Annotated in this window: 24 protein-coding genes and 1 pseudogene; 13 read left to right on the top strand and 12 right to left on the bottom strand. The window is 42.6% G+C overall.

The window, feature by feature from the left end; translation table 11 throughout:
- The 9 genes and pseudogenes from E2K74_RS11475 to E2K74_RS11435 form a co-directional block, all read left to right on the top strand.
- Positions 1-115, top strand: a pseudogene (locus tag E2K74_RS11475) (IS5/IS1182 family transposase); the annotation flags it as partial.
- Between the two features lie 251 nt (positions 116-366).
- On the top strand, positions 367-1,563 hold the full coding sequence (gene sstT / locus E2K74_RS11470) for a serine/threonine transporter SstT (protein ID WP_151207701.1): 1,197 nt from the start codon (positions 367-369) through the stop codon (positions 1,561-1,563).
- Positions 1,564-1,607: 44 nt separating this feature from the next.
- A complete protein-coding gene (locus E2K74_RS11465; protein ID WP_151207699.1) occupies positions 1,608-2,282 on the top strand; it encodes a YoaK family protein in 675 nt (224 codons plus the stop codon).
- 15 nt (positions 2,283-2,297) lie between these two features.
- Positions 2,298-2,834, top strand: coding sequence for a DUF2058 domain-containing protein (locus E2K74_RS11460; protein WP_151207697.1), 537 nt, complete (start codon positions 2,298-2,300; stop codon positions 2,832-2,834).
- A 197-nt stretch (positions 2,835-3,031) separates the two neighbouring features.
- Entirely contained in the window at positions 3,032-4,288 is a 1,257-nt protein-coding gene (locus E2K74_RS11455) for a mechanosensitive ion channel family protein (protein WP_151203385.1), read from the top strand.
- Positions 4,289-4,562: 274 nt separating this feature from the next.
- A complete protein-coding gene (locus E2K74_RS11450) occupies positions 4,563-6,419 on the top strand; it encodes an ABC transporter ATP-binding protein (RefSeq protein WP_151203384.1) in 1,857 nt (618 codons plus the stop codon).
- Between the two features lie 378 nt (positions 6,420-6,797).
- A complete protein-coding gene (locus tag E2K74_RS11445) occupies positions 6,798-7,826 on the top strand; it encodes an AraC family transcriptional regulator (RefSeq protein WP_151203383.1) in 1,029 nt (342 codons plus the stop codon).
- An 81-nt stretch (positions 7,827-7,907) separates the two neighbouring features.
- Positions 7,908-8,282 (top strand): glycine cleavage system protein GcvH, encoded by a 375-nt coding sequence (gene gcvH / locus E2K74_RS11440; protein WP_151207695.1) that lies wholly within the window; start codon positions 7,908-7,910, stop codon positions 8,280-8,282.
- Between the two features lie 254 nt (positions 8,283-8,536).
- Positions 8,537-9,709: an MFS transporter gene (locus tag E2K74_RS11435; RefSeq protein ID WP_151207693.1), complete on the top strand. Its 1,173-nt coding sequence runs from the start codon at positions 8,537-8,539 to the stop codon at positions 9,707-9,709.
- A 452-nt stretch (positions 9,710-10,161) separates the two neighbouring features.
- Here E2K74_RS11435 and E2K74_RS11430 read toward each other — a convergent pair whose 3' ends face one another.
- The 3 genes from E2K74_RS11430 to E2K74_RS11420 all read right to left on the bottom strand — a co-directional run bounded on the left by E2K74_RS11430 (position 10,162) and on the right by E2K74_RS11420 (position 13,775).
- Positions 10,162-11,211, bottom strand: a complete 1,050-nt coding sequence (locus E2K74_RS11430; protein ID WP_151207691.1) for a 3-deoxy-7-phosphoheptulonate synthase — start codon at positions 11,209-11,211, stop codon at positions 10,162-10,164.
- A 520-nt stretch (positions 11,212-11,731) separates the two neighbouring features.
- A complete protein-coding gene (locus E2K74_RS11425; RefSeq protein WP_151207689.1) occupies positions 11,732-12,262 on the bottom strand; it encodes a hypothetical protein in 531 nt (176 codons plus the stop codon).
- Positions 12,263-12,662: 400 nt separating this feature from the next.
- Positions 12,663-13,775 carry an S-(hydroxymethyl)glutathione dehydrogenase/class III alcohol dehydrogenase gene (locus E2K74_RS11420; protein ID WP_151207687.1) on the bottom strand — a complete coding sequence of 371 codons (1,113 nt, stop codon included), beginning with the start codon at positions 13,773-13,775 and terminating at the stop codon, positions 12,663-12,665.
- Between the two features lie 120 nt (positions 13,776-13,895).
- On the opposite strand from E2K74_RS11420, the gene E2K74_RS11415 reads away from it, so the two are divergent.
- A complete protein-coding gene (locus tag E2K74_RS11415) occupies positions 13,896-15,449 on the top strand; it encodes a phospholipase D family protein (RefSeq protein WP_151207685.1) in 1,554 nt (517 codons plus the stop codon).
- Between the two features lie 173 nt (positions 15,450-15,622).
- Positions 15,623-16,060, top strand: a complete 438-nt coding sequence (locus tag E2K74_RS11410) for a hypothetical protein (protein ID WP_151207683.1) — start codon at positions 15,623-15,625, stop codon at positions 16,058-16,060.
- Positions 16,061-16,210: 150 nt separating this feature from the next.
- Here the strand turns inward: E2K74_RS11410 and E2K74_RS11405 are convergent, their stop codons facing one another.
- From E2K74_RS11405 to E2K74_RS11380, 6 genes are all read right to left on the bottom strand, one after another.
- Positions 16,211-16,795, bottom strand: coding sequence for a uracil-DNA glycosylase family protein (locus E2K74_RS11405; RefSeq protein ID WP_151207681.1), 585 nt, complete (start codon positions 16,793-16,795; stop codon positions 16,211-16,213).
- Positions 16,796-16,827: 32 nt separating this feature from the next.
- On the bottom strand, positions 16,828-17,538 hold the full coding sequence (locus E2K74_RS11400) for an SGNH/GDSL hydrolase family protein (RefSeq protein WP_151207679.1): 711 nt from the start codon (positions 17,536-17,538) through the stop codon (positions 16,828-16,830).
- A gap of 203 nt (positions 17,539-17,741) precedes the next feature.
- A complete protein-coding gene (locus E2K74_RS11395; protein ID WP_151207677.1) occupies positions 17,742-18,485 on the bottom strand; it encodes an SDR family oxidoreductase in 744 nt (247 codons plus the stop codon).
- A gap of 30 nt (positions 18,486-18,515) precedes the next feature.
- A complete protein-coding gene (locus E2K74_RS11390; protein ID WP_151207675.1) occupies positions 18,516-19,214 on the bottom strand; it encodes a histidine phosphatase family protein in 699 nt (232 codons plus the stop codon).
- Positions 19,211-20,332 carry a phosphotransferase family protein gene (locus E2K74_RS11385; RefSeq protein WP_151207673.1) on the bottom strand — a complete coding sequence of 374 codons (1,122 nt, stop codon included), beginning with the start codon at positions 20,330-20,332 and terminating at the stop codon, positions 19,211-19,213. Before E2K74_RS11385 ends, E2K74_RS11390 begins: the two co-directional genes overlap by 4 nt.
- A 126-nt stretch (positions 20,333-20,458) precedes the next feature.
- A complete protein-coding gene (locus E2K74_RS11380; RefSeq protein WP_151207671.1) occupies positions 20,459-21,703 on the bottom strand; it encodes an acyl-CoA dehydrogenase family protein in 1,245 nt (414 codons plus the stop codon).
- Positions 21,704-21,792: 89 nt separating this feature from the next.
- Here E2K74_RS11380 and E2K74_RS11375 point away from each other — a divergent pair, with 89 nt between their 5' ends.
- Entirely contained in the window at positions 21,793-22,710 is a 918-nt protein-coding gene (locus E2K74_RS11375; protein ID WP_151207669.1) for a LysR family transcriptional regulator, read from the top strand.
- 253 nt (positions 22,711-22,963) lie between these two features.
- Positions 22,964-23,488, top strand: coding sequence for a thermonuclease family protein (locus E2K74_RS15070; protein WP_162850571.1), 525 nt, complete (start codon positions 22,964-22,966; stop codon positions 23,486-23,488).
- 60 nt (positions 23,489-23,548) lie between these two features.
- Here E2K74_RS15070 and E2K74_RS11365 read toward each other — a convergent pair whose 3' ends face one another.
- From E2K74_RS11365 to E2K74_RS11355, 3 genes are read right to left on the bottom strand one after another with little or no spacing between them, the layout of a single operon-like run.
- Positions 23,549-23,656 carry a DUF2474 domain-containing protein gene (locus E2K74_RS11365; protein WP_151207665.1) on the bottom strand — a complete coding sequence of 36 codons (108 nt, stop codon included), beginning with the start codon at positions 23,654-23,656 and terminating at the stop codon, positions 23,549-23,551.
- Positions 23,657-23,665: 9 nt separating this feature from the next.
- On the bottom strand, positions 23,666-24,670 hold the full coding sequence (cydB, locus tag E2K74_RS11360; protein ID WP_151205199.1) for a cytochrome d ubiquinol oxidase subunit II: 1,005 nt from the start codon (positions 24,668-24,670) through the stop codon (positions 23,666-23,668).
- Complete coding sequence (locus E2K74_RS11355; RefSeq protein WP_151207663.1) at positions 24,667-26,112, bottom strand: cytochrome ubiquinol oxidase subunit I; 1,446 nt, start codon at positions 26,110-26,112, stop codon at positions 24,667-24,669. The genes cydB and E2K74_RS11355 overlap by 4 nt, the downstream gene beginning before the upstream one ends.
- Positions 26,113-26,603: the final 491 nt, after the last annotated feature.

The following is a 26,603-nucleotide window of genomic DNA, read 5'->3' as shown; positions in this document are numbered from 1 at the left end:
ATTTGCGAGATTAAAACATTTCCGTGCTATTGCTACCCGATTTGATAAGCTTGCACGAAATTATCAGTCTATGATTTACATTGCTTGCATGTTTATTTGGTGTAAAGCCAAATGAGGACACGCCCTAATATTTAATTGCTATTTATTTGATAAATGAAAATCTGGAATTCAAGATAAAATAAGCCCCAAAATAGATATCTTACGGACAGAATCGATTATTTTAAAAAAGGTTTTAACTATAATTTCCATTTCATATCAAGGGTTTATTTTTTATCTGAAAATATTTTCAATCCCTTTGAAATTTAAGTATAAAATAGTGCCAATTTTTTTTAAATTTCGCCCTCGTAATTTTCACAAGGCAACCTTATGTTTTCTGCCCTTTCGCGTATAAGTTTAGTCTCTCGAATCATTATCGCCATTATTTTAGGTGTAGCCGTAGCTGTGGTTTTTCCCGAAGCTGCGCCGTCACTCCGTCTGTTGGGTGATCTGTTTATTAAAGCACTAAAATCTGTTGCGCCGATTCTGGTATTCGTTCTGGTCTTAGCTTCAATCGCGAATTTTAAAGTTGGTCAGACCAATTTCGCGATTCGTCCTATCATGCTGATGTATGGTGCCGGCATGTTCTTGGCTGCACTCAGTGCCGTTGTGGCGAGCATGCTGTTCCCAAGCACGTTATTTCTGGACATTGCAGCCCAGGCTGACTTGCAACCACCGGGGAGCCTGGGTGAAATTTTGCAGAATTTAGTGCTGAGCTTTGTGGCAAACCCGATAGTGGCAATTTCGGAAGCCAATTTTATTGGCATTCTGGCTTGGGCAGTGGCTTTGGGAATGGCATTTCGCCATGCTTCGGACAGCAGCAAAACCTTGCTGAATGACACTGCTTCTGCCGTGAATCATGTGATTCGTCTGGTGATTAGTTTCGCGCCTGTCGGTATTTTTGGTCTGGTGGCAGTGACCTTTGCTGAAGCAGGTCTTGAAACCTTGTCCAACTACGCCCAATTGCTCACGGTTCTTCTGGGCACCATGCTTTTTGTTGCTCTGGTGATTAACCCCTTAATGGTGGCGCTGGTCACACGCCGTAATCCTTATCCTCTGGTCTTTACCTGCTTACGGGAAAGTGGCATTACCGCCTTCTTTACCCGCAGTTCCGCAGCGAATATTCCTGTTAATCTGGATCTGGCCAAGCGTTTAGGAGTGAGTGAGTCAACCTCAAGTGTGGCAATTCCACTAGGTGCGACCATCAATATGGGCGGTGCTTCAGTCACCATTACAGTACTTACTTTAGCCGCAGTTCATACGCTGGGCATCAGCGTAGACTTTAGCACCATGCTGATTCTGTCTGTTGTTGCGGCGGTATCTGCATGTGGGGCTTCAGGTGTAGCCGGTGGCTCCCTGTTGCTCATTCCAGTAGCATGTGGCCTGTTTGGAATTTCTTCGGATATTGCCATGCAGGTGGTTGCGATTGGTATGGTGATTAGTGTCTTGCAAGACTCGACTGAAACTGCCTTAAACTCCTCTACCGATGTTTTATTTACGGTAGCAGTAGACCGCGCTTTAAATTGATTTTATATTGATTAATCAATAATTTTTTTGTTAATGATGTTGTTATGCCGTTACAGCGTTTGCCCGTGTGGGTACAGTTGGGTGCGTTTTTACTTGCCCTGAATGCAGGTATGATTAACGTGCTGGGACTGCTGACTGTATTGAATCAGTCTGTTTCCCATATGACCGGTAATGTCAGCATGCTGACTATGGCTTTACTAGAATGGCAGCCAGAAATGATGCTATATCTGGTATTGATCATCCTGTGTTATGTAATGGGTTCTATGTATAGTGGCCTGATTCTTGGAAACAGCCACTTTCGCCTGAGACGCCTGTATGGCTACCCTCTCAGTCTGGTGGCTTTTTTTATTTTTCTGTGCTGGTTATTACTGCCCTATTTTCCACGGTATGCTCTGCTTTGGGCCTGTGTCGCCATGGGTCTGCAAAATGCCATGGTCAGCCATTATAAAGGCACGATTATCAGGACCACCCATTTATCCGGTGTTCTCACGGACTTAGGTCTGGCTTTGGGCTATCGCCTGCGAAGGCTGGAAGTGGAATCTCGCCGCGTCATTCTGCATGGGCTGATTTTTCTTGGTTTTCTGATTGGTGGTATCCTTGCCAGTTGGACCTATCCTTATTTAAAATTGAATGCATTCCTGATTCCTACGGCGCTCAGCTTTCTGTTAAGCCTGAGTTATTGGATCATCTATTTGCGTTATCGGCATCAACACGACTAATTTCTGGAAATTCTCATGGTTAAAAATGCATTACAGGCACAATTGTTAAAAGCTGGCCTGGTCGATAATAAAAAAGCAAAAAAACTGTCTAAACAGGCAGTACATGCAAAACGTACGGGTGACAGCAGTGAAGCTGAAATCAAGGCGAAGATTGCACAGGACCAACAGGAAAAGCTGGCCAAAGATCAGGCCATTGAGCGAGCGAAAAAAGCCCAGTTACAGGAAAAAGAACTGCAAGCTGCCATCGTACAGATGATCAATCAGCATAAAATCCGCGATACCGATGGCGAAATCAGCTACCAGTTCATTGATAATGATAAAATCAAAAAAGTCTATATCAATCAACAGATTTATAATGCTTTAGTGGCTGGCAGTCTCGTGATTGCGCGTGACAATACCCAGTATGCTTTCCTGCCTAAAGCATTGGCAGAACGTATCAATGCCAAAATGGAAGGTTTTATTCTGGTTAACAATTCAGAGAAAAATGAAAAAATTACTGATGAAGAGGATCCGTATGCAGCCTATGTCATTCCAGATGACCTGATGTGGTAGTTTGCTCTGCAACCTCGCCAGAAAACATCTGGAAATATAAACCGGCAAACCTGCCGGTTTTTTATATTCAATGAAACGATGAGGCTAAAAAAAGTATAAGACCTAGAGGGATATGTTTTAAAAAGTTATCCAGGATTAAAAAGTCAGCTTCAAAGCTATAAACTCTATCAAATTTTTTAGTCTAAGAGAAAGATCAGTTGGAACAGTTTAATTTTATTCAGAACATTCAGGATTGGACAGATCAGTATCCCTGGCTGGAAATGCTGTCTTCATTAAGCATCCTGATTCTATTTGCCCTTATTACCAATTTATTTGCTAAAAAAGTGGTTGTTCGTGGAATTCGTAAACTCATTTCCAAAATGCCTTTTGCCAATAACACGATTTTTGCTCAGCATAGCGTGATTCGCCGGATTGCCAATATTGTGCCGGCCATCGTGATCATGAATGGTATCAGTACCGTACCGCATTTATCAGATAAGGCTCAAGCCCTTATCGAAATGGGCGCGCAAGCCTTTATTTTCCTGACCATTGCACTGGCACTCGGCGAGCTGCTTAATATTTTCAACCTGATTTACCAGCGTAATCCAAAATCGCGTAACAAACCGATTAAAGGTTATTTACAATTGGTAAAGCTGATTATTTTTATCGTTTGCGGCTTGATGATTCTGGGTACCTTCCTGAGAAAGGATGTATTCACCCTGCTCGCCGGTTTTGGTGCGATGGCCGCGGTGTTGATGCTGGTTTTCCAGAACACGATTTTATCGCTGGTGGCTTCAGTCCAGATTTCCTCGTATGACATGGTACGTATTGGTGACTGGATTGAAATGCCTTCACTGAATGCCGATGGTGATGTCATTGATATGTCATTACATACCGTGACAGTGCAAAACTTTGATAAGACCATAACGACCATTCCCACCAACAAGCTGGTCACGGATACCTTTAAAAACTGGCGCGGTATGCAGGAAGCTGGTGCACGCCGGATCAAGCGTTCAATCCACATTGACCAAAGCAGTGTGCATTTTATGAGTGCCGAAGAACAGACCAAGCTGAAAAATTTTATCCTGCTGGATCAGTATTTGAATAGTAAAAGTGAAGAAATAGAAAAATTCAACCAACAGTTACAGCATCATTCACAATATAACCAGCGCCGTCTGACCAATCTGGGAACATTCCGTGCCTATCTGGAGTTTTATTTACAGCAGCATCCCGGGATTGCCAAAGATTTTTCTTTAATGGTGCGTCAGTTACAACCGACCAGTGAAGGCTTGCCGCTTGAAATTTATGCCTTTACCAATACCACTGCCTGGACTGAATATGAGAATATCCAATCCGATATCATGGATCATATCTTGGCGATTATTCCCGAGTTTGAGCTGAAAGTGTATCAGGCTCCTTCAGGTCATGATCTAAAAGAAGCTTTTACTCCACCACCTTCGCCAATTATTCACTAAACGTTTCACTGAATAGCGCAAGCCTAAATGCAAGCCTGAAATGATGCGTCATTTCAGGCTTTTTATATGCGTATTGTCTGCTGCTTTACCCAATGCCATCAAATATTTCTTTTAAATACAGCAATAGAGATACAACTCATCTAAGCGTTCAACCTGCAATCTAAAGTTTGATTTCGTTAATCATTGTGTGGCAATTTCACCCAATTGCAGACTTTAAAAAATAGAATCCTTTATACTTCCTGAAAAGCAGCATGCATGAGCAAAGAGTACGACAATGTTTCGATGGCTTGAACGGCTGGTGGACCCTTATCCCACCAAACATCTGAATCAGCCCTTGCCTACCCAGTTTTTTCCTTTTGTCTGGCAGGCGGCCTATGGAGTGCGCCGTTATTTATTGATTCTGGTGCTATGTACCGCAGGTGCTGCCAGCTTTGAAGCCGTGCTCTATTCCCAGATTGGCGAACTGGTCAACTGGCTCAGCCGCAGCCAGCCAGAGACTTTTTTAGAAGAACATGCCCGTAATCTTATCTGGTTAAGCTTTATTCTGCTGGCCAATATTTTATTTGCCAGTGCCCAGTCGCTCATCAAACATCAGATTCTATACAGTAACTTTCCGATGCGCTTGCGCTGGCGCTTTCATAATCTGTTACTTAAACAAAGTCTGGATTTTTTCCATAATGATTTTGCCGGACGCTTATCTGCCAAAGTGATGCAAACCTCTCTGGCGATTCGTGAATTCTGGGTGATTCTGGGCGATATGCTGGCCTATGTCCTGATTTACTTCATTACGATCAATATTGTACTAGGCGCCATTTCTCCTTTACTGGTTCTGCCCCTGTTGTTATGGCTGCTGCTGTTTATTTGTGCTGCCTGTTACTTTATTCCAAAACTGAGTAAAATTTCCTCGCAACAGGCTGATGCCCGTGCAGTGATGACCGGACGGGTCACCGATGCTTATACCAATATCCAAACGGTCAAGCTCTTTGCTCATGCCGGACGCGAAAGTCAGTACGCCAAGTCCTCCATGCAGGAGTTTATGCAGACTGTTTATAAACAAATGCGTCTGGGCGCCCAATATGAAATCAGCATTTTATTTCTGAGCGTGATTCTGTATGGAGGTGTCTTGGGGACGGCGGTCTGGCTCTGGATGCAGGGACAGGCTGAACTCGGCATTATTGCAGCTACCACCGCCATGGTGCTGAAATTGAACAGTATTGCCGAATTTATGATGTGGCAAACCTCTGCTCTGTTTGAAAATGTCGGCACCATTCAGGACGGAATGCGTACGCTGGGACGTAAAATTTCTATTGAAGACCGTCCGGATGCGAAAGAGTTACAGCTCAAGCAAGGAGAAATCAGGTTTGAAAATATCACCTTTGCCTATAATGAAAAACCGGTCATTGACCAGTTTGATCTAACGATTCGTCCGGGTGAAAAAATCGGCATCGTTGGTCGTTCAGGTGCAGGAAAATCCACCCTGATTCAATTATTATTACATTTCTACCAGCTGGATCAGGGCCGAATCCTGATTGATGGTCAGGATATTGATCATGTCACTGAGGACAGCTTGCGTAAAAATATTGCCCTGGTAACCCAAGACACCTCTTTATTGCATCGTACAGTCGCAGAAAATATCAAGTATGGCCGTCCGGATGCGACCGATGAAGAAATGTATGATGCTGTGCGCAAAGCCAAGGCAGAAGAATTTATTCCGAACTTGAGCGACTTACGTGGACGTAAAGGTTATGAGGCTTATGTGGGTGAACGCGGCGTGAAACTTTCTGGTGGCCAGCGTCAACGTATTGCAATTGCCCGGGTCTTTTTGAAAGATGCCCCTATTCTGATTCTGGATGAAGCGACAAGTGCGCTCGATTCTGAAGTAGAAGCGGCAATTCAGAGCAGTCTGGATGACCTGATGCAGGATAAAACAGTGATTGCGATTGCACATCGCCTCTCGACCATTGCCCAGATGGATCGCCTGATTGTCATGGATCAGGGCCGCATTGCAGAGCAAGGCACGCATGAGGAGCTGGTCGCGTTAAACGGTATTTATGCTCATCTCTGGCAGCGACAAACAGGCGGTTTCCTGATCGAACAGCAGGCTCACAAAGCGCCATCGACCGATCTATAACTTTTTTCAAATAGCTTTGATTTAAAAGAAATACTACCTCCAAACCCCAAGCCTGATCCGAATGTACATCTTTCAGATCAGGCCTGCGGCTTTGGTTAAGATTGGTGGTGATGTCTCTTTTTCATTCATTAAGCGGTCTGTTGACATGATTGCCTTTTAATAAAATGGTTTTTATCATTCTGAAAGAATAAATTTTTCTCTTAGATACATGAATTATATAACTTTTAGATCAATTTTTGGCTATAATCAGGCTCATCCTCTAATTTAAGCAGGACAATTTAGCCAGCTTTTGTCCAACAATATGAATGAAAAAATGACTGTTTCATGCCAATATCAGGGCATAAGTAGAAAAACTTGTATGAGTGCAACGGATCGCGCATGAAAATAATAGCCTCACGCCAAGACCAGGGTATTCCTGGCGTATACGGTCTTTTACTCCTCGATGTGATTTCTCGCTGGGGGTATAACAGTGAATCATTATTTACACCATTTGGCCTAACTGCTGAACAACTGGCCGATCCTGATTTTCGGATCCCGACTCCTGTGGCCAATGAGCTGGTTAAGCATGCCCTGAAACTGACTGGTGAACCAACACTGGGTTATCATCTGGGTACGCAAATGCGGATTTCGATTCATGGCTTTATCGGCTATGCCATCATGACAGCTCACGATATTACGGATGCACTGGTACTTGCGAACCGTTTTATCCAGTTGCGTATGCCCTTTCTGCAACTATTTTTTTCAACCTTTGGCAGCAAGGCCACAGTACAGTTACAAACAGATATTCAGCTGGAACCCCTGCGTACCGAAATTTCCATTGCGCTGATTATCGGCATGATCAGCATGGCCAAAGCCATTACGGGCATTGATCATGTCTCCGGTGAAATTGATTTTGACTTTAAAAAGCCCGACGGCTTTGAACGTTTCATGGCGAAATTTCCAAATCACCAGTTCCGTTTTGAACAGCCACATTTAATTTTAAGCTTTGATAAAAGCTACTTAATGAACAAGCTGGTCCACGCCGATCCAATTGCCAGCCAGATCGCCATTAACCAGTGTGAAGCAGAACTGTCTGCACTGGGCGAACGGCACCGGATTGCGATGCGGGTTCGGGATATTCTGACACATTCGGAGCAGCACTATCTGAGTATTGAAAGTGTGGCAGATCGTCTGCATATGTCCGACCGCACCTTAAAACGCCAGTTGGCGGCTGAAGGCACTTCTTTTTCAACCCTGGTCGATGAAGTACGCTACCGGCATGCGACCTCACTGCTGTCGCGGACCGACTTTACTTTAGAACAGATTGCCGATGAGCTCGGTTATAGCGATGTGGCCAATTTTAGCCGGGCATTTAAACGCTGGAGTGGTCGCAGCCCAAGCAGCTGGCGTAAAGATCCTTATTTATAAAGGATCCTAGCCTTTTGTTTTGACCAAAAAGAATGTATAAAACATGTCAAAAATGATCTTAAGATTTTTAAGGAGTTATCAATGAATCATCCTTCAGAACTAAAGTACGCAAGTACACATGAATGGGTACGCATTGAAGGTGATCTTGTTGTGACCGGTATTTCCGACCATGCACAGGATGCACTAGGTGATTTGGTCTATGTCGAAGCACCTGAACTGAATGCACAGCTTACCGCAGGTCAGCAGGCCGGCGTAGTTGAATCGGTTAAAACCGCCTCTGACATTCATGCTCCTGTATCGGGCGTGGTGGTTGAAGTTAATGCTGATCTTGAAGATGATCCAGATTTTATTAATGACGACCCTTATGGCAAAGGCTGGATCTATAAAATCAAACCGGACAATATGGATAATGTGAGCAAGCTGCTCGCCAATACAGAATATGAAGCAGGCTTATAATTCCACTTTTTATAAAATAGTGGTTCATATAAAAAATCAGCTTAAGGGCTGATTTTTTATATCAGTTCAATGGTATAAAAGTCCTGTGAGTATTCAATTTAATGGATCACATTAAAATATTATTGTAATTTTCACGTATTTTTCTTAAAGTTCCTATACACCTTGCTTCGCTCCTAGATATGTCGTGCTTATTTATCACAATAATTCTTTCATATTAAGCCCCGCATCTCGCAGCACATCATTTTAGGAAAATCATGAATACTGCTCCATCGCCGTTATGGACCAAGTCCTTTGTACTTTGTCTGGCCAACAACCTGTTTTTATTTATTTTCTATTTTGCGCAAACGACAATTTTGCCTATTTATATCTTAAATGAACTTGGTGGCAACTTGACCCAAGCAGGTCTGGCCATGACTTTATTTATGGTTTCGGCAATTGCAGTTCGTCCTTTTAGTGGCCTGATTATTGAAAAATTTGGGGTGCGTAAAACTCTGATTGTTTCAGAAGTATTCTTTAGCCTGTTTTCTTTGGCTTATCTGCTGGCAGATCAGCTGATTCTCCTGTTCATCATCCGATTTTTACATGGGATCTGGTTCAGTATATTGACCACGGTTTGTGTCCCTGTAGTCAATCAGTTTATTCCAGAACAGCGTAAAGGCGAAGGTATGGGCTATTTCGTCATGTCGGTCAATCTGGGCATTGTGCTTGGTCCATTGCTGGGGCTTAGCCTAATTGAATACTGGTCTTATGTTGAGGTGAGTACCCTGCTGATCGCTCTGGTCTTTATCGGTTTCGGTTTTTGTTTTCTGATTCCGGTCAAAGAACCTGAAAAATTCGCTGGTCATTCCAATCAAAAGTCTATTGCTCTGACAGATTTGGTGGAAAAGAAAGTTCTACCAATTGCCGTACTGGCGATGCTAATTTCATTTTCTTATGCCAGTATCATGTCCTTTATCGCCCCCTTTGCTGAAAGCAAAAACTTAATGGCCTATGCCGGCTTATTCTTCGTGGTTTTTGCAATTTCCATGATGAGTTTACGCCCCCTTACTGGAAAAGTTTATGATCGTAAGGGGCCGCAATATGTGATTTATCCTGCACTGGTGGCCTTTAGTCTGGGCTTGTTTCTACTGAGCCAGATTCAAACTTTATGGGGGTTTATGCTGGCTGCGGTGATGGTGGGGGTAGGTTTTGGGAGCGTACAGCCCTGTATGCAAACGCTGGCCATTCAACGTGCACCTAAACACCGTATTGGCTATGCAACTTCGACTTTTTATACCTTTTATGATCTGGGCATTGCCATTGGTTCCCTGTTGATTGGCGCCATTATTGCAGCCTACAGTTACCAGTTCGCCTTTATCCTGTGTAGCTTGTTGACTCTAAGCAGCATTGTGTACTTTAAGCTGGTCATTCAGCGCAAATCAACCTAACAGGCTCCATATTAAAAATACAAACAGGCAGATCAATCTGCCTGTTTTTTTAGAAGTTTAGGCCGAGATTTTAAGGGTGTACATAAATGGCAGGACACCTTATAGGAGAAGTTTTACTTAGATTAGCACTTACAATGATTTTTGCTCTTCTTGAGAATAACTGTCTGCTAGCTTGGTTTTTTTACCAGTTAAATCCTACTGATTAAAAGGCTTTATCAGGCCTTGATATTTAATACTTGGCGGAAAATCTGCGGTAATAAATCAATAAAAAAATTGAATCAATGATTTTTTACGAATTGTGCAATGCTTTATGTCCGGAGACAAAATAATTTACTGACAATAAAAATATTATTTTAAAGGTGTGATAGATGTCATATTTATCTTGTTTTTATAAAGCCGATCAAGTGCTAAACGAAAAAGGACTTTCCTCGGGAAAGTCCTGTTCTCTGAATTTAAGCGCTACGTTTTAAACAAGTCGATGCCAGAGTATGAGCCACTTCCAGTAAAAGCTGCTCGGTTTTCTCCCAGCCCAGACAGCCATCAGTCACCGACTGACCATATTGCATCTCCGTAGAAATTTTCTGGTTACCATCTATTAAATGGCTTTCCAGCATCACTCCGCGCACATTGGTTTTCAGACGTTCTGTCACAATCGTATGCAGCACTTGCGGCTGTAATAATGGATTTTTCGAGCTGTTTCCATGACTGCAATCAATTACCAAAGCGGGCAACTCTGCTGCATGCTGGGCCTTGATCTTTTCAATGTCGGCCAACTGGTAATTTGGTCCATTATTTGAACCACGCAGAATAAGATGAGCCTGAGGATTACCCGCTGAGTGAATCATGCAAGGCAGCCCCGACTGGCTCATGCCTAAGAACTGATGTGGCTTGGACGCGGACTGGATGGCATCCAGTGCAATCTGAATAGAACCATCGGTACCATTTTTGAAACCAATGCTATAAGGCATATGGCTGGAAATTTCACGATGAATCTGGGATTCACTGGTACGAGCCCCAATCGCACCCCAAGCCAAAAGATCATCGAAATATACCGTTGCCATAGGACTTAAGACCTCTGAGGCAATCGGCAAACCCAGCTCAAGGATATTTAAGTAAAGTGCACGTGATCTTTCCAAGCCAAGCTGCATATCAGAAGAGCCATCCAGATTGGGATCGTAGAGAAAGCCCTTCCAGCCAACGGTGGTACGTGGTTTTTCAATATAGGCCCGCATGACCAGAAAAATCTGGTCGGCAACTTGAGTCTGGAGCTGTTTTAATTTTTTTGCATAATCCAGTGCAGAAGCTTCGTCATGAATGGAACAGGGTCCGGTAATCACCAGCAAACGCTGATCCTTACCGGCTAGAATATTTTGAATAACTTGGCGATGTTCAACCACCTGAGCAGTCAACTGAGGAGACAGTGGCAAGTGCTGCTTAAGCTGCTGGGGTAAGCTTAGAATTGTTTCTGTTTGATTTTTTACTAATGTATTTGCGGTATTCATGACTTTTCATCCTGGGACTGCTACTCAGTCCGAACTTTTATTTGAGCGTTATGGGTCTGATCGAAGAAATCGAAAGAGTTACTAACTGGCTAAAATAAGACCAATAAAAGTTGCTAAAGTATGAATAGTTAAAGTTGGTCATGGCTGTCTCCGAAAAAATTGTTAAATTACATGCATAAAAAAACCTGATCAGGGTTGCCGATCAGGTATCAACTGGTGGGCAACCTTTTCATCGCCCAAACGCATTCAGGCAATTATCTAAACTGCCAAAAATAAAAATAAACGTTTGAAATGATAGGTTGCTTTAACATGTTTATGTCTGTTCATAAAATGTGGTTCTTAACTTAAAATACGCGCTCTGAACCGGTTTGACAAGCCTAAAATACAAAAAAAATCTTTATGAGTTAGATGATTTTTACTTATTAATCCGATTATTGGTCAACTCAGTGCAAAATTGACAAGCACTGAATCCAAGCAGGTCTTGTCAATTTTGCAGCATTTCGTTGCTAAACAAGCAGAATTAGCGTGTCACGCGGTTCCATGCATCACGTACTGCATATTTTGCCTGTTCCCAGGTCAGACGTGATTCACCTTTCATTTGTTCCCATTTGAGCTTCAGATCAGACTCGGCATCTTCAAAACGGGTATTGGCATCATAAGCCCCGCGATTTTCATAACCCACACGATAAGCTATGTCATAGTCACGGTCATAATCCAGATCACTATAAGTGCTACGTGCTTCTGAATAATAAGGGGTATGTACTGAATTTTCACGCCAATAAGCGGCTTCTTCAGTCGGATTTATCGCTTCACCGACTTCTTTACCTGCAAGACCTCCGACGACTGCCCCCACTACGCCACCGACGACTGCTCCGACAGGCCCACCGGCAGCACCAACAGCTGCACCTGCTGCTGCACCACCGGCAGCACCAACACCTGTCCCAACCGGATGAGCACCGGGTTCACCGGTAATTGGATCGGCATTTAAATCATCCCGGACTTCCTTTGGAGAGTTCTTTATTGCATCACGATCAAAATTATCATTCGACATAGTGCTTATCCTTATTTTTTAAAATGGTTTTAATCACGTATAAATACGCTCTTATCAGAAACTATTGACATTTCATAAATGGATTGTGGTGCAGCGCAAACTGAAAGGGTTTTAGCTGCAGCCTTTTAGGACCAGCATATTTGTTGCTGCTATCTCGTGATGAGTCATTCAAAAGGGCTAAATTTCATGTCTCATGTCTTATAGCAGCTAAAAAAATATGCGATGCTGCAAACATAGAAAAGAAGTGTCAACAGTTCCTAATATAAACATATGTCATGTAATCACCTTAGAAGGCTTGTGTTTTTTCAGTTAATCTATGTGCTGCTTTAATAGGCAAATGTATCTGGAAGCAAAAATATAAAAAAAGACCGGTCAAAGCCGGTCTTTTGAGTCAAATGACTTAGTCAAAATGAATGACACTGCGAATTGACTTGCCTTCGTGCATCAAGTCAAATGCTTCATTGATCTGCTCAAGTGGCATAGTATGAGTTACAAAAGGCTCAAGCTGAATATCCCCCTGCATGGCTTCTTCCACCATACCTGGTAATTGTGAACGGCCTTTCACCCCACCAAAAGCGGTTCCTTTCCAGCTACGACCTGTAACTAGCTGGAATGGACGGGTCGAAATTTCCTGACCTGCCCCAGCCACACCAATAATAATCGATTGTCCCCAGCCACGATGCGCACACTCTAATGCCGAACGCATCACATTGGTATTGCCAATACATTCAAAAGAATGGTCGACTCCCCAGCCAGTTTTTTCAACAATCACCTCTTGAATGGGACGATCATAATCTTTTGGGTTTAAGAATTCTGTTGCACCAAATTGTTCAGCCAATTTGAATTTTTCAGGATTGGTATCAATGGCAATAATACGGCTGGCTTTGGCTTTCTTGGCACCTTGAACTACGGCCAAACCAATTCCGCCTAAACCAAATACCGCAACGGTATCTCCCTCTTGAACTTTGGCGGTATTTTTTACTGCTCCCAAGCCTGTCGTTACACCACAGCCCAGCAAACAGACCTGTTCATGATTAGCTTCAGGGTTGATTTTTGCTAAAGAGACTTCAGCAACGACGGTATATTCACTAAAAGTCGAGCAGCCCATATAGTGATAAATCGGCTGGCCCTGATAAGAAAAACGAGTTGTGCCATCAGGCATCAGGCCTTTGCCCTGAGTTGCACGGACAGCTACACACAAATTAGTTTTACCTGACTGACAGAATAAACATTCACCACATTCTGCGGTATAAAGCGGAATAACATGGTCCCCCGGTTTCACGCTGGTTACGCCTTCACCGACTTCTACCACAACCCCTGCACCTTCATGACCTAAAACAGCAGGAAAAACTCCTTCAGGATCATCGCCGGACAAAGTAAATGCATCAGTATGGCATACTCCCGTATGCGTGATTTTAACCAATACTTCACCTTTTTGCGGTGGAGCAACATCAATTTCAACAATTTCCAAAGGTTGACCTGGACCAAATGCGACCGCTGCACGTGATTTCATAGATAACTCATCCTTCATTTAGTTCTTTAACAGTTGAGCTACAGTAACCTCTTTTTATTATCGGATTCAACCATTAACATGATGTTAATATATTGATAACTTAATGACTTCATAATAAATATGCAGATTAAACCACGCACTCAAGCTGCTTTACTTTCATCTGTAGTCATTACTTTGACAGGATGCAGTTTGCCTATGAATGAATCACAAAAGCAATTGCCTATTCAGGCTCATGCTGAGCATTGGTTAAATGGTGCAAAGGTGGATGAACAACTCGCCCAAGGTTTAAGTGCCTATTTGGCTTTGGATGATGCCTTTATTAGCATCGCATCACGACTGCATCTGATTAACAAAGCACAGTACAATCTCGATTTACAATATTATATTTGGGAAGATGATTCGATTGGACAGCTCATGCTGGCTGAACTGCTCAAGGCAGCAGATCGTGGTGTCAAGGTCCGTTTATTGATTGATGACCAAAATGGAACTCAGCTGGACTCCAACCTCAAACAATTAGCCCAGCATCCCAACTTTGAAATTAAAATTTTTAATCCCTATAAATTTAGAAAATTACGGGTGATTGACTACGCATTTCGATTCAAAAATATCAATCATCGTATGCACAACAAACTGATCATTGCAGATGGCGCTATTGCCGTTACTGGTGGTCGCAACATCAGCCGCGAGTATTTCGAAGCCAGTGACAACTTCCAATTTACCGATATGGATATTTTGTTTTATGGTACTGCGGTCAAGCATGCCAATACAGTTTTCCACCAGTTTTGGCATGACGATTTAAGCTATCCGGTTCCGCAACTATTAGGTGAAGGCCACCCTGAACAACTGGTTAGATTACGCAAGTATTATGAATTGACGGCCTTACAAAAAGACCAATTAAAGAGCCGCATTGAACTTGCCGCACAACAGATCAATGAGCATTTAAAAGCCCGTAAAATGAACTGGGCAAAAGCATATTTTGTGGCCGATGCCCCCGATAAAATTCGTGGTCAAGCTTCCCCAGATCAACTGATTTACAGGCAGATGATCAATATTATGGGAGAACCCAAACAGCACCTGGAACTGGTTTCGGCTTATTTTGTGCCTACCCGTAAAGGCACAGATTATTTGGCGACTTTGGTCCAAAATGGGGTCAATGTTCGGGTATTGACCAATTCATTTTTAGCCAATGATGTGCCTTTGGTTCATGCTTTCTATCAGCAATATCGCCAAAATTTACTGAAAAATGGCGTAAAACTGTATGAATTTAAACCCTATATAGAACGCACCAAAAGAACCTGGTACGAGATAGTGACCGGTAATGTAATTCCCGCTAAGGGTAAAAATGCATCCAGTTTGCATGCCAAATTCTTTGATATTGACGGCATGGTATTTATTGGTTCTTTTAATTTTGATCCACGCTCAGCCAATTTAAACACCGAAGTGGGATTGGTGGTCGAATCTGATCTTTTACAAAATCAGATTTCTACGGCTTTAAATACATATTTACCGCAAATCGCCTATGAGCTCAAACTCAATTCACAAGGTGAAGTCATTTGGCTCGATCACCATAAAGATGGTTCAAGTACAGAATATTCATACGATCCGGAATCTACTAAATTCCAGCGTTTTGCCATGAAAGCAGTGTCTTATCTTCCTATTGAATGGATGATGTAATGACATTATCAGCACAGTTGACGAAAAGAGGCATTGAGAAATAAAACTGACTTTAAACAGCTGAATATAAATCAAGCAAAAGAAAGAAACTGCACCAAAATATTGTACAGTAGCGAGGCGGTGCTTTAAAATCTTGGTTTTTAGTATTTTGCGAATTTTTGCCATTTTCTCCCATGCAATTTTTTGATTTAAGCCGCCAGTTCAAGCTCAGTGATATTCTTACACCCGTAAAAACCCTTCAAGATCTATTGCAGCAGGAATGGTTCCTGAGCAAAATTCGAGTCGAACATGACTGTTTATCTAATTCGGACCTAATAGAAGGTCAAGTCGTCCTAAAATCTAGTGAAAATATTCAGATAGAGCTGGAATGGCTGATTCAGGATACCGGTTATGAGTTGCAGATACTCTTTAAGGGGGTAGAAACTGAAGCTTCAGAAGAAACTCTAGTGGTGGTAAAAGGCGCCCAGCTGATTGATGAACAGCAGCAATTACTTTCTGCACAAGCCTTAAGCCTATGGCTTGATGGCAGCCTGTTACCGATGCTGCCGCATATACGCAAGGAAATAAAAGCACGACTTAATTTGTGGGAGTATGTGGAATATGATGCTTAGTGCGTGTTCATGAGTATTTAAAGTTTTTCTCCCGGCGGTAGGAGGAACATGCTCCACAAGACAGGATGAGGAGCTTGTGATAAGAGCTTCTCCCTAAGCTTCTGCGACCATGAAAGAACACGAATGACCAATTATTTTAAAATCGTAAATTTAAATTAAGCCAACATGTTCAAACATCATCCGGTAGCTTTCAGCTTTTTTCTCTACAGACAAAGGATAAGCACGGGACGAAGATGGCATTCGGTATAAATAAAAATCACGACCTAAAAAGTGAGCCTGGGTGGGTTGGCCAATACTGGGTTTCAAGGTTCCTTCCGGCATGGAGAGCATCAAGGTGTCAGTCGCTTTATCACCAGTGGTCATAATATGATTACATTTAGGTATTTTCTTCAACAATTCCTGTAAATTAGCCGGTACGATAATTTCCAGAAACTTATCTGAAGCATTGCCTTTCAGACGTCTAATCTGATAGCCACTGTCAAAAATCGCAATCCCTGTTTCGGTTAAAAACTCCCGGATTAAAGCCTCCTGAAATTTTTTATTCGGTAAATCCAGAAAATAGTCTTTATTGTCAAAAAAGATTAATCCGAAAATTCGCCACATATCATTATTAAAATTTGGATAATAAAAGTCCATTTTCCAGCGTGTAGGAGGTGGTGGAAAACTGCCTAACATCAATAATTCGGCATTTGGCGGTAAAAATGGTAGGAATGGATGGGTTTCAATATCCGACATAAACTATTCCAAATTCAGGCATTTCGGTTAGTTTAAAATGCCTGGCGAATCCTGTGAGTTACTTCTTGTCCCCAAAGTGTATAAACTTCCTTGCTCGGATGAAAGCCATCCTGCGCCATCTGTAAATTTAATTGCTGATATTTTTCAAGATCATATTCAATCCATTGCATATTATTTTGCTCCCCTACAAACCTGGCCAGTTGCTGATTCATCTTTTGAGCATATTGTCCAAATAACCACGCCAAAGGATGAGGCAAGGCTGGAAATAGGTGCATCGGTGGTACACCTGCTGCAATCACCAGCTTGGGGCTAAAGTTTTGCTGAATTTTTCCATAGAGTTGGTGTTGTTTTTCAATCCAGGTTTTGGCCGACATCAGTTGAGTGACGTCATTTACTCCCACTGAAGTCACAACAACATCATAATGACGCTTTTCAAGCTCATCTAAGGCATGCAGGACTTTAGAAGTCGTATCACCAGTTTTGGCCTGGAGTTTCCATTCAATTTCAAAATCATTTTTTAATTGCTTTAAAATCGCCCCCAATAAGGCATCATCCTGATGCTCCACCCCCACACCTGCTGCCGCAGAATCACCCAGAATTAATAAGGACAGCTTTTTTCCTTTTCCGGTAATTCCTTCACGTTCTCCTAAAGGTTCGGAAAGTTTGAGCGTATTTTTTTTGACACGCCAGCCCTGAAACACCAGTGCCGGAATTAACACAACAGTAATGGTTTTTAATAGCATATGATTTATTTTCTTGGCACAGATTTTATTGGAATATTAATATATTTTATCGCTTCTGGTGGACTGAATCATCTACTCATAAAAATATGATTATGGAATCAATGCTGCTGCTTTTATCCCGTCGAACGCTTGGCCAGAACTCAAAAATATCTCAAATAAAAAAAAGAGGCTCTTCTCGCCTCTTTTTAAATATTGCTTTGCAATCAACCCAGTTTATTGACCAGCTTTAATGGTAATAGTTTCATCGCCAAACCTAATGGCAACCAAGGCCATTGAGGTACATAAGCCTTAACTGGTGCTTTTTCAATAGCTTTGACCAGTAAATGTGAACCGGTTTTTTCATCGACTTCAAAAGGCAGTTTTTTTGCACCTTCATTTAGCTCGGTGCGAATATAACCCGGGAAAATGGTGGTCACTTTAATCGGTGTATTAATCAACTCTGCACGGATGCCTTCTGCCAGATGAGCAACACCAGCCTTGCTTGCTCCATACGCCGTCAAATGTTTTGGCATACCACGCATTGCACTCATGGAAGAAATCATCACCAGATGACCTGAATTTTGGGCACGGAAAATCTCCACCGCTGCTTCACATTGTGCCAAGGCGGATATGAAGTTGGTTTCAACAGTGGCCCTGTTGATTGCAAAATTACCTTTACCAATCCGGCGGCCTTCACCAACCCCAGCATTGACAATAATCCGGTCAAGGGTGCCAAATTCTTCTTTAAAAGCACGGAAGACTTCAAAAACCTGATCGTAATTGGTGACATCCAGAGTTTTTGCAATCACTTTGATGCCATACTGGCTTTCAAGCTCCTGCTTTAATGCCTCCAGACGCTCCAGACGGCGCGCACAGATTGCCAGATTATAGCCTTTTTGTGCGAATTCACGTGCCATCCCGGCACCAATCCCTGAACTTGCACCCGTAATTAAAATTGTTTTTGTCATGTGTATACCCTTTACCTTATTTTTAATGGATTAAATCCAAGTCAGCAAATCTGGACGCTTTGCCTTGATATAGTGATGCTCATTTAAGCTTAAAAGCTGAGGTTCATTGCCCACCAAACGCAGCGTAGTCATGCTGGTATTGGCAATCGCCCAATTTAGGGCAAAGGTTTTAGTCGGACTCAGACCGAGAATTTTCCCTGCTGCAACAGAAATGACCCCACCTGACGTAAACACCACTGCATAACGCGGTTGAGAGGCAGCCAGTTGATCACATAAATTCTGTAATCCACTTTCTACTCGCTGCTTAAAATCCGGCCATGCTTCTTCATATTCATGGTGATAGTCACCACCGGTCCAGCGTTCAATCGCACCTTCAAAGATTTTACTCAAATATGCCCGTGGATTGGCATGTTTTTCGACATCCTCTTTAAGTAGTTCCGGTTCATTGAAACGCGGCTCGTATTGGGCAAAAACCTGCTGATGGTTAAACTCGTTCCAGACAGAATCCGTTATGATTTTACTTTCCGGAAAGCACTGATCCAGACATAGCTGCGCCGTTTGCTGATGGCGTTGCATGGAGCCAGCTATCACATAAGGCGCTTCTTTTAAAATATGGTCAAAATATTGTCCCAATAATTTCGCTTGTAATTCACCATTTGGGGAAAGCTGATCATAACTTTTTGCCCCAAAAGAGGCTTGACCGTGGCGAATCAGATAAATGGTGGTCATGACGGCATCAAATCCTTAAATTTGGCGATATATTTTTGCGCCAATTCATTGGCTTCAATTTTCTGTAAACCAATCAGTTTTAAAGCACGAATATGCAACGCATGAATGATTACCCAGAAGTCCTTGAATACAGGATTAGTGGTTTGTTTATGGTAATAACGGTAATAAATCTGCTGGGCGATGACAGCTAGACGGAAAATGCCGAACACTTCATAAAATGTCCAGTTATCGGCCTGTAAACCTGTTTTTTCCAGATAATATTCCACGACTTCTTTACGGCTCAGCATGCCTTTTAGATTAGTCGGCTGACGGCGGGTCGCCTTAAAAAGTGTGTTGTCTGTATCTTCTACCCAATAAGCCAAAGCTGAACCCAAATCCATTAACGGATCACCCAGCGTTGCCATTTCCCAATCCAGTACGCCAATTACCTGAGTCGGATTGTTCGGATCTAAAATGACATTGTCAAAACGCCAGTCATTATGAATCACACAGGTTTTTGAATCCGCCGGAATATTGTCTTTAAGCCAGTTTCGTACATATTTAAACGAAGGCACATTGATGGTTTTGGCCTTTTCATAGCGACCATCCCAACCTTCGACCTGACGACGGCAATAGCCTGCCCCCTTACCTAATTTTTCCAGTTCTGTACCTTCATAAGGCACTTGATGTAACTCGATCAACTTGTCGATTACATTGATACATAATTCCCGAACCTGAAGTTCATCAAAGTCCAACTCTTTGGGTAAATTGGCACGTGGAATAATCCCTTCAATGCGATTCATAACATAGAAATCACAACCAATGATGGATTCATCCTGACAAAGTGCCAGCATTTCAGGTACAACCGGATAATATTCGGCCAATGCTTTTTGCACATGATATTCACGTGCCATATCATGTGCAGACTTGGCTTTGGTGCCTTTAGGCGGACGGCGCAGAATTAAATCGGCATTGCTATATTTCAGACGATATGTCCAGTTTGAAGCGCCACCAGAATATTGAGTGACTTCCACCTGGCCTTGTAAATCGACACCTTGTGCTTTTAGCCAATGTTCTATAGCAATTACGTCTAGCTCTTCGCCTGTACGGACATTTCCAGCCACATCAATAACTGACATTTTTATTTCCCTAAATCTTCAATTTTAAAAGACTTCTTAACTTACTTATTTATACCTAATTGATTTTCTATTCATAGCAACTTTTTTAGGCAAATTGTAAGAAGTCTCAACAACTATTTCTCTAATTTAATCTTTTTGACGACGCGTACTATATCCACGTTTTGCCAGTTCCAGTTTGGCAATCATGCCTTTATGCACCTCATCTGGGCCATCGGCCAAACGTAAAGAACGTGCCTGGGCAAAAAATCCTGTCAATGGCGTATCACGAGACACTCCGGCACCGCCGTGGATCTGGATTGCCATATCCACCACTTTTTCCAGCACACTTGGTGCAACCACTTTAATTGCCGAGATTTCAGTCAGTGCAGCCATATTTCCTAAAGTATCCATTTTATAGGCAGCATACAAGGTCAAAAGTCGTGCCTGATCTATGGCCACACGTGCTTCTGCAACGCGCTCCAGATTACCGCCCAGTTTTAAGATTTCCTTGCCAAACGCAGTACGCGTCATACCACGATCAATCATCAGCTCCAGAGATTTTTCTGCGGCTCCAATACAACGCATGCAATGGTGAATACGTCCCGGCCCCAAGCGACCTTGCGCAATTTCAAAGCCTTGACCTGCTCCACCAATAAAGTTTGAAACCGGTACACGCACATTGTCAAAACTGATTTCGCCATGACCATGTGGTGCATCATAATCACCGAATACTGGCAGCATTCGTTCAATTTTAACACCCGCCGTATTTATTGGAACCAAGACCATTGAATGCTGATGATGACGGTCTTTGCTTGCATCTGGGGTATGCGCCATAAAGATAATAACTTTAGCATTAGGATCGCCCAGACCTGAAGACCACCATTTGCGGCCATTCAATACAATTTCCTCACCCTCCACCACCGCCGTAGCCTGCATATTGGTCGCATCACTCGAAGCTACTGCAGGTTCAGTCATACAGAATACGGAACGGATTTTTCCTTCTAATAAAGGCATTAGCCATTGCTGTTTTTGGGCTTCTGAACCATAACGCCATAAGACTTCCATATTGCCGCTATCTGGTGCATTACAGTTAAATACCGTTGGCGCAATCAGACTACGTCCGGAAAGCTCAGCAATATGTGCATATTCTTGAACAGATAGACCCTGGCCCAGCTCCGGGCAAGGCAAAAACATATTCCATAGGCCGGCAGTTTTGGCTTTGGCTTTTAAGGTTTCTAGTTCAGCAGGCCATTGCCAGGTGGTCCAGTCACCACCCTGATTGAGTTCATGCAGTTTTTGCCAGAAATCAGCTTCAATCGGCTCGATTTCATTTTTAATAAATTGTTTGGTACGCTCAATATAGTCTTGTGCACGTGCTGATAATTCAAACATGCTGCTTCCTCTGAATATGATTATTTTGCTTTACAAGACCTTAACCCAAAAACTATTATGAATAAAATGATTTTATTCAATACAACATTATGAATTATATTCATCACAAAGCCACCATGGATTTACGTGCTTTTCATGGTATAGACATTAATTTATATCCGCTTTTTATTGCGGTATTTGAGCAAAAGAGTATTTCAAAGGCAGCTCATATTCTCTCAATTACCCAATCAGCAGCCAGTCATGCCTTGCAGCGTTTAAGACGGCAACTACAGGATGACCTGTTTGTCCGTACTGGTGCCAAAATGCAACCTACGCCCTTGTCTGAACAGATTTATCCTGAAATTAAGCGTGCACTCATCACGATACAGAATATTTCAATACCGCATCAGGTGTTTGAACCTAAAGCAGTGCAAAGTTTAAAAATTGCGGTACATGATGAAATTGAACCGATGGTTTTTCCTAAACTGGTTGCACATTTTCAGCAATTTAACCCAGAAATCCAGTTCAGTAGCATCAAGCTCGACCGAAAAAATATCATTGCTGATCTGGCTGCTCAGCAAGTTGATTTTGTGATTGACTTGGAACAGGTCTTGGGTGAAAAAATCAAGTTTGAACGTTTGATTCAGGACCAATTTGTGGTGTGTACGCAGCAAACCGAGATGTCTGAACATATTTATCTGGCCTCGCCTCATATTGGCGTTTCTTCACGACGTACTGGTGTGTTGATTGAGGATTTATATTTAAGTCGTAAGCAACTATCGCGGCAGATTCTCCTGCGCTGTCAGCATTATTCAACTGCTCTGCAAGTTTTGCAGCAGTATCCTACTGCCATGCTGACTCTGCCACAGAATATTGTGAGTCATTTACAGATCGAACATACACTCCATATTTTTAATGTGCCTGTGAAACTGCCGCATATCAATATGGGGATGTATTGGCATAAGGATCTGGAAGAAAATAAAAGACATCAATTTTTAAGAAGTGAAATTTTTAAAATTTTTACCTAGGCTATTTTTATATGATAATATTAAGATGCTTAGGCTATTTAGAAAATCATATTTTTTATAAAACAATTTTTGGCTCTACATTTAAGCTTAGGCTATTTCTATCAGTACACATCTAAATACTGACTGCTTAGCTTTTAAGCTACTCTCATGCAGGCTTTAATCTAAAATGTCTAAACTTTTAGTGCTGTTCTTGCACTAATTTCTGCTGATTTGGATCTTGCTCTTGTTACATCTTTCTCTCACCTGGCAAATTATGCTGGGCCTGGTTTTATTATGCTTTTCTTATTATCTGATTTATAAATTTGTGGTTTATTTAAAGGATCTCTTTCGCCCGTTTAAAAAAAATAAAAAATATTGGTGCAGAGTCCGAAGCGTTAGTGATGGCGATACCCTAACCTGCTACCGCTTCAATGTCAGACGCTCTGAAACCAAATTGCGCTTTGCCCATGTTGATGCTCCCGAATCCAAGCAGGCCTATGGTAAAGAATCCCAACGTCTGGTTAAAAGTATGGTGCAAAATAAGATCGTACGGGTCAAAATTACCGATATTGACCGCTATGGCCGTTGTGTTGGGATAGTTTACCGTTACCGCAAGAATATTAATGAAGAAATTATCAAGCGTGGTGCGGCTTGGGTCTACGAAGAATATATCCATGATAAGCATCATTTGACTTATATGCTTCAGCTACAAAACAAAGCCAAAAAACAGAAAAAAGGATTATGGAAAAGTAGCCGCCCAATTCGCCCAAGTGTGTACCGAAAGCAGCAAAAATCCTGATTTATCTATTCTCAACCTAGCAAAGCGATCTATACATCATGATCACTTTGCTAGTGAAATTTAATAAGCCAAATGCACCAGAAAGCGAAAAGCGCCTGCAATTAGTGCCAGAGTGAGAAATCCTGCCAGCCACAAGCCGGCAAACCATAATAGCTGTTTGCCTTTCATGATTGCTCCTCAATGATACCCATCATCACCCACACGGACTTTGTGACGGAACACCCAATACGACATACCGGTATAAATAATAATGATTGGAATTAACAGTAAGGCACCAATCAGAGTAAATAACTGGCTATTTTCAGGAGCTGCAGCCTGCCAGATGGTCACAGATGGCGGAATAATATAAGGCCATAAACTGATTAAAAATCCGCTATAAGCCAGAAATACCAGAATTAGCATATAGGAAAATGGCCCTAATTCACTGCGTTTTTTACAGGCGCGTAAAGCCAACCAGGTAAAGAGCAAGACCAGAACCGGTACTGGCATAAAATAGGTTAGCTGCGGTTGACTGAACCAGCGCTCGGCAATTGCCGGATGGGTCAACGGCGTATAAATACTGACTGCGCCCAGAATGATTAGCAAGGCAATAATCAGCTTTGGCATTAACTGGTACATACGATCCTGCAAGCTGTCACCAGTTTTAAAGATCAGCCATCCACACCCTAGTGCTGCATACATGACGACCACACCCACGCCGGTGAATAAACTAAATGGCGTCAACCAATCTAATCCTCCACCTACATATACGCCATTACGTGTTTCTATTCCCTGAATATAGGCTCCCAGGATTACGCCTTGCAGGAAGCTGGTCAAGGTAGAGCCCCAAATAAAGGCCTTATCCCACCAGTGTTTGCTGTGTTGGGCCTTAAAGCGGAATTCAAACGCGACCCCACGAAAAATCAGGGCAATAACCATAAGAATAATCGGCATATATAAAGCAGATAATACCGTTGCATAGGCCAGTGGAAAGGCTGCAAACAGCCCTGCTCCACCGAGTACCATCCAGGTCTCATTTCCATCCCATACAGGTGCCACGGTATTCATCATCACATCGCGCTCATCCTGATGTGAAAAGAAGGGAAATAAGATACCAATACCCAAATCGAAGCCATCCATAATGACATAAATAAATACGCCAATAGCAATGATGACAATCCAAACTAGTGATAAATCAATCATTTTTTATCCCCCTGATTTGGGTCTTCAGCCACATCTTCAATGCGTTCACGAATACTGCTGAGAGGTCGACGGGAAGCCTGAATGACGGCACTATCTGTTTTATCTTCCGGTGCGGAATGAATAAATTCCGGGCCTTTATGCATGAGACGGAGTATGTAATAAATCCCTATCCCAAAAACTACACAATACACCAGCACAAAGATAATCAAGGTCAAACCGACCTGTTCTGCCGACACCGGAGATAGCGCATCACGGGTACGCATCACGCCATAGACCACCCATGGCTGACGGCCGACTTCAGTGGTAAACCAGCCTGCAAGCAAGGCGATAAAACCGGACGGTCCCATAATCAGCGCAAATCGGTGCAGGCTACGAGACTCATAGAAGCGTCCTCGTTGACGTGCCCAGGCACCCCATACAGCCAGTAAAAGCATCAATATGCCCAGCCCCACCATAATCCGGAAGCTCCAGAATACAATCAATGAATTCGGCCGGTCTTCAGGCGCAAAATCTTTCAGGCCAGTTACTTTTCCATCCATCGAATGCGTCAAAATCAGACTGCCCACATTTGGAATCCCGATCGCATATTTGGTTTTTTCGGCTTGCATGTCCGGTATACCGAACAGGTAAAGTGGCATTCCTCCATCATGATTGGTTTCCCAATGCCCTTCCATGGCAGCCAGTTTGGCTGGCTGATGTTTGAGGGTATTCAGACCGTGTAGATCTCCAATGAACACCTGTAAAGGCGAAAGCACCAGAATCAGCCACATTGCCATGGAAAATGACGTTTTTACCAGAGCATCACGCCGCCCTTTAATCAGATGCCAAGCTGCCGTACCCGCGACCAGCAAGGCCGAGACTAAAAAGGCAGCAATGGCCATATGGGCCAGCCGATAAGGAAAGGATGGATTAAATACGATAGCGAGCCAGTCCTGTGGCACAATAATGCCATTTTCAATCGCAAAGCCTTGTGGAGTCTGCATCCAGCTGTTTGAAGATAAAATCCAGAACATCGAGATACAGGTACCGACGGCCACCATCAGGGTCGAGAAAAAGTGAGCACGCGGCCCCACTCGCCCCCAGCCAAACAACATGATGCCCAGAAAACCGGCTTCCAAAAAGAAGGCTGTGAGCACTTCATAAGCCAGTAAAGGGCCGGTTACACTGCCCGCGATCCGGGAAAACTCACTCCAGTTGGTACCAAACTGATAGCTCATGACCACGCCGGAAACGACGCCCATGCCAAAGGCCACCGCGAAAATTTTGACCCAGAATTTAAACAGGTCCTGATAAATCGGGTTTCGGGTTCTTAGCCAGCGCCATTCCAATATTGCTAAGAAACTGGCTAACCCAATAGAAATGGCAGGAAAAATGATGTGAAAGGACACAGTAAAGGCAAACTGTATCCGCGCTAATTCTAATGCAGTTAGACCCAAGCTCATAAGTTTCACCTATGAATAAGTTATTAGGGTTGGTTGACAATTCATTTATGTCTGCGACGTAAAGAATATATTTCGCAAGATTTTTAGCTGATATAAGACAGGCAATTTAGTCACTTTAAATAAATGACTCATAACGAGATAGCAGCAAAAAATATACTCGTCCTGAAAGGCAGTAGCTCAAACCAGCTCAGATTTTGTTATGAAACCGGGCAATATTTTTGCTCTTCCCTTTGTTTCATACCTCATCTGCTCGATGTGAGCTTACAGCGCAATCCATTTATGAAATCTCAACAAACCTTAAGTCGATATCCCTTAATTTTTAAGACACTAAACTTTTAATTCTATTTAGCTTAGACCTAAGCCCTGCTTAAATATGTAGCAATTTGTCGATCATTCTTTACACAGCTTAACATTTAGCTAAATCTGTTCAGCTCAGTAAAAATCGCTCGGCAGCTTTTTATTTCCCCAATCTTGTATCTATAAAAAAATAA

This window comes from Acinetobacter sp. RF15B, assembly GCF_007558235.1.
In the GTDB taxonomy this organism is placed as follows: Bacteria; Pseudomonadota; Gammaproteobacteria; order Pseudomonadales; family Moraxellaceae; genus Acinetobacter; species Acinetobacter lwoffii_C.
The sequence above is the reverse complement of the archived record's forward strand: the minus strand, read 5'-3'. Positions and strand labels throughout refer to the sequence as shown.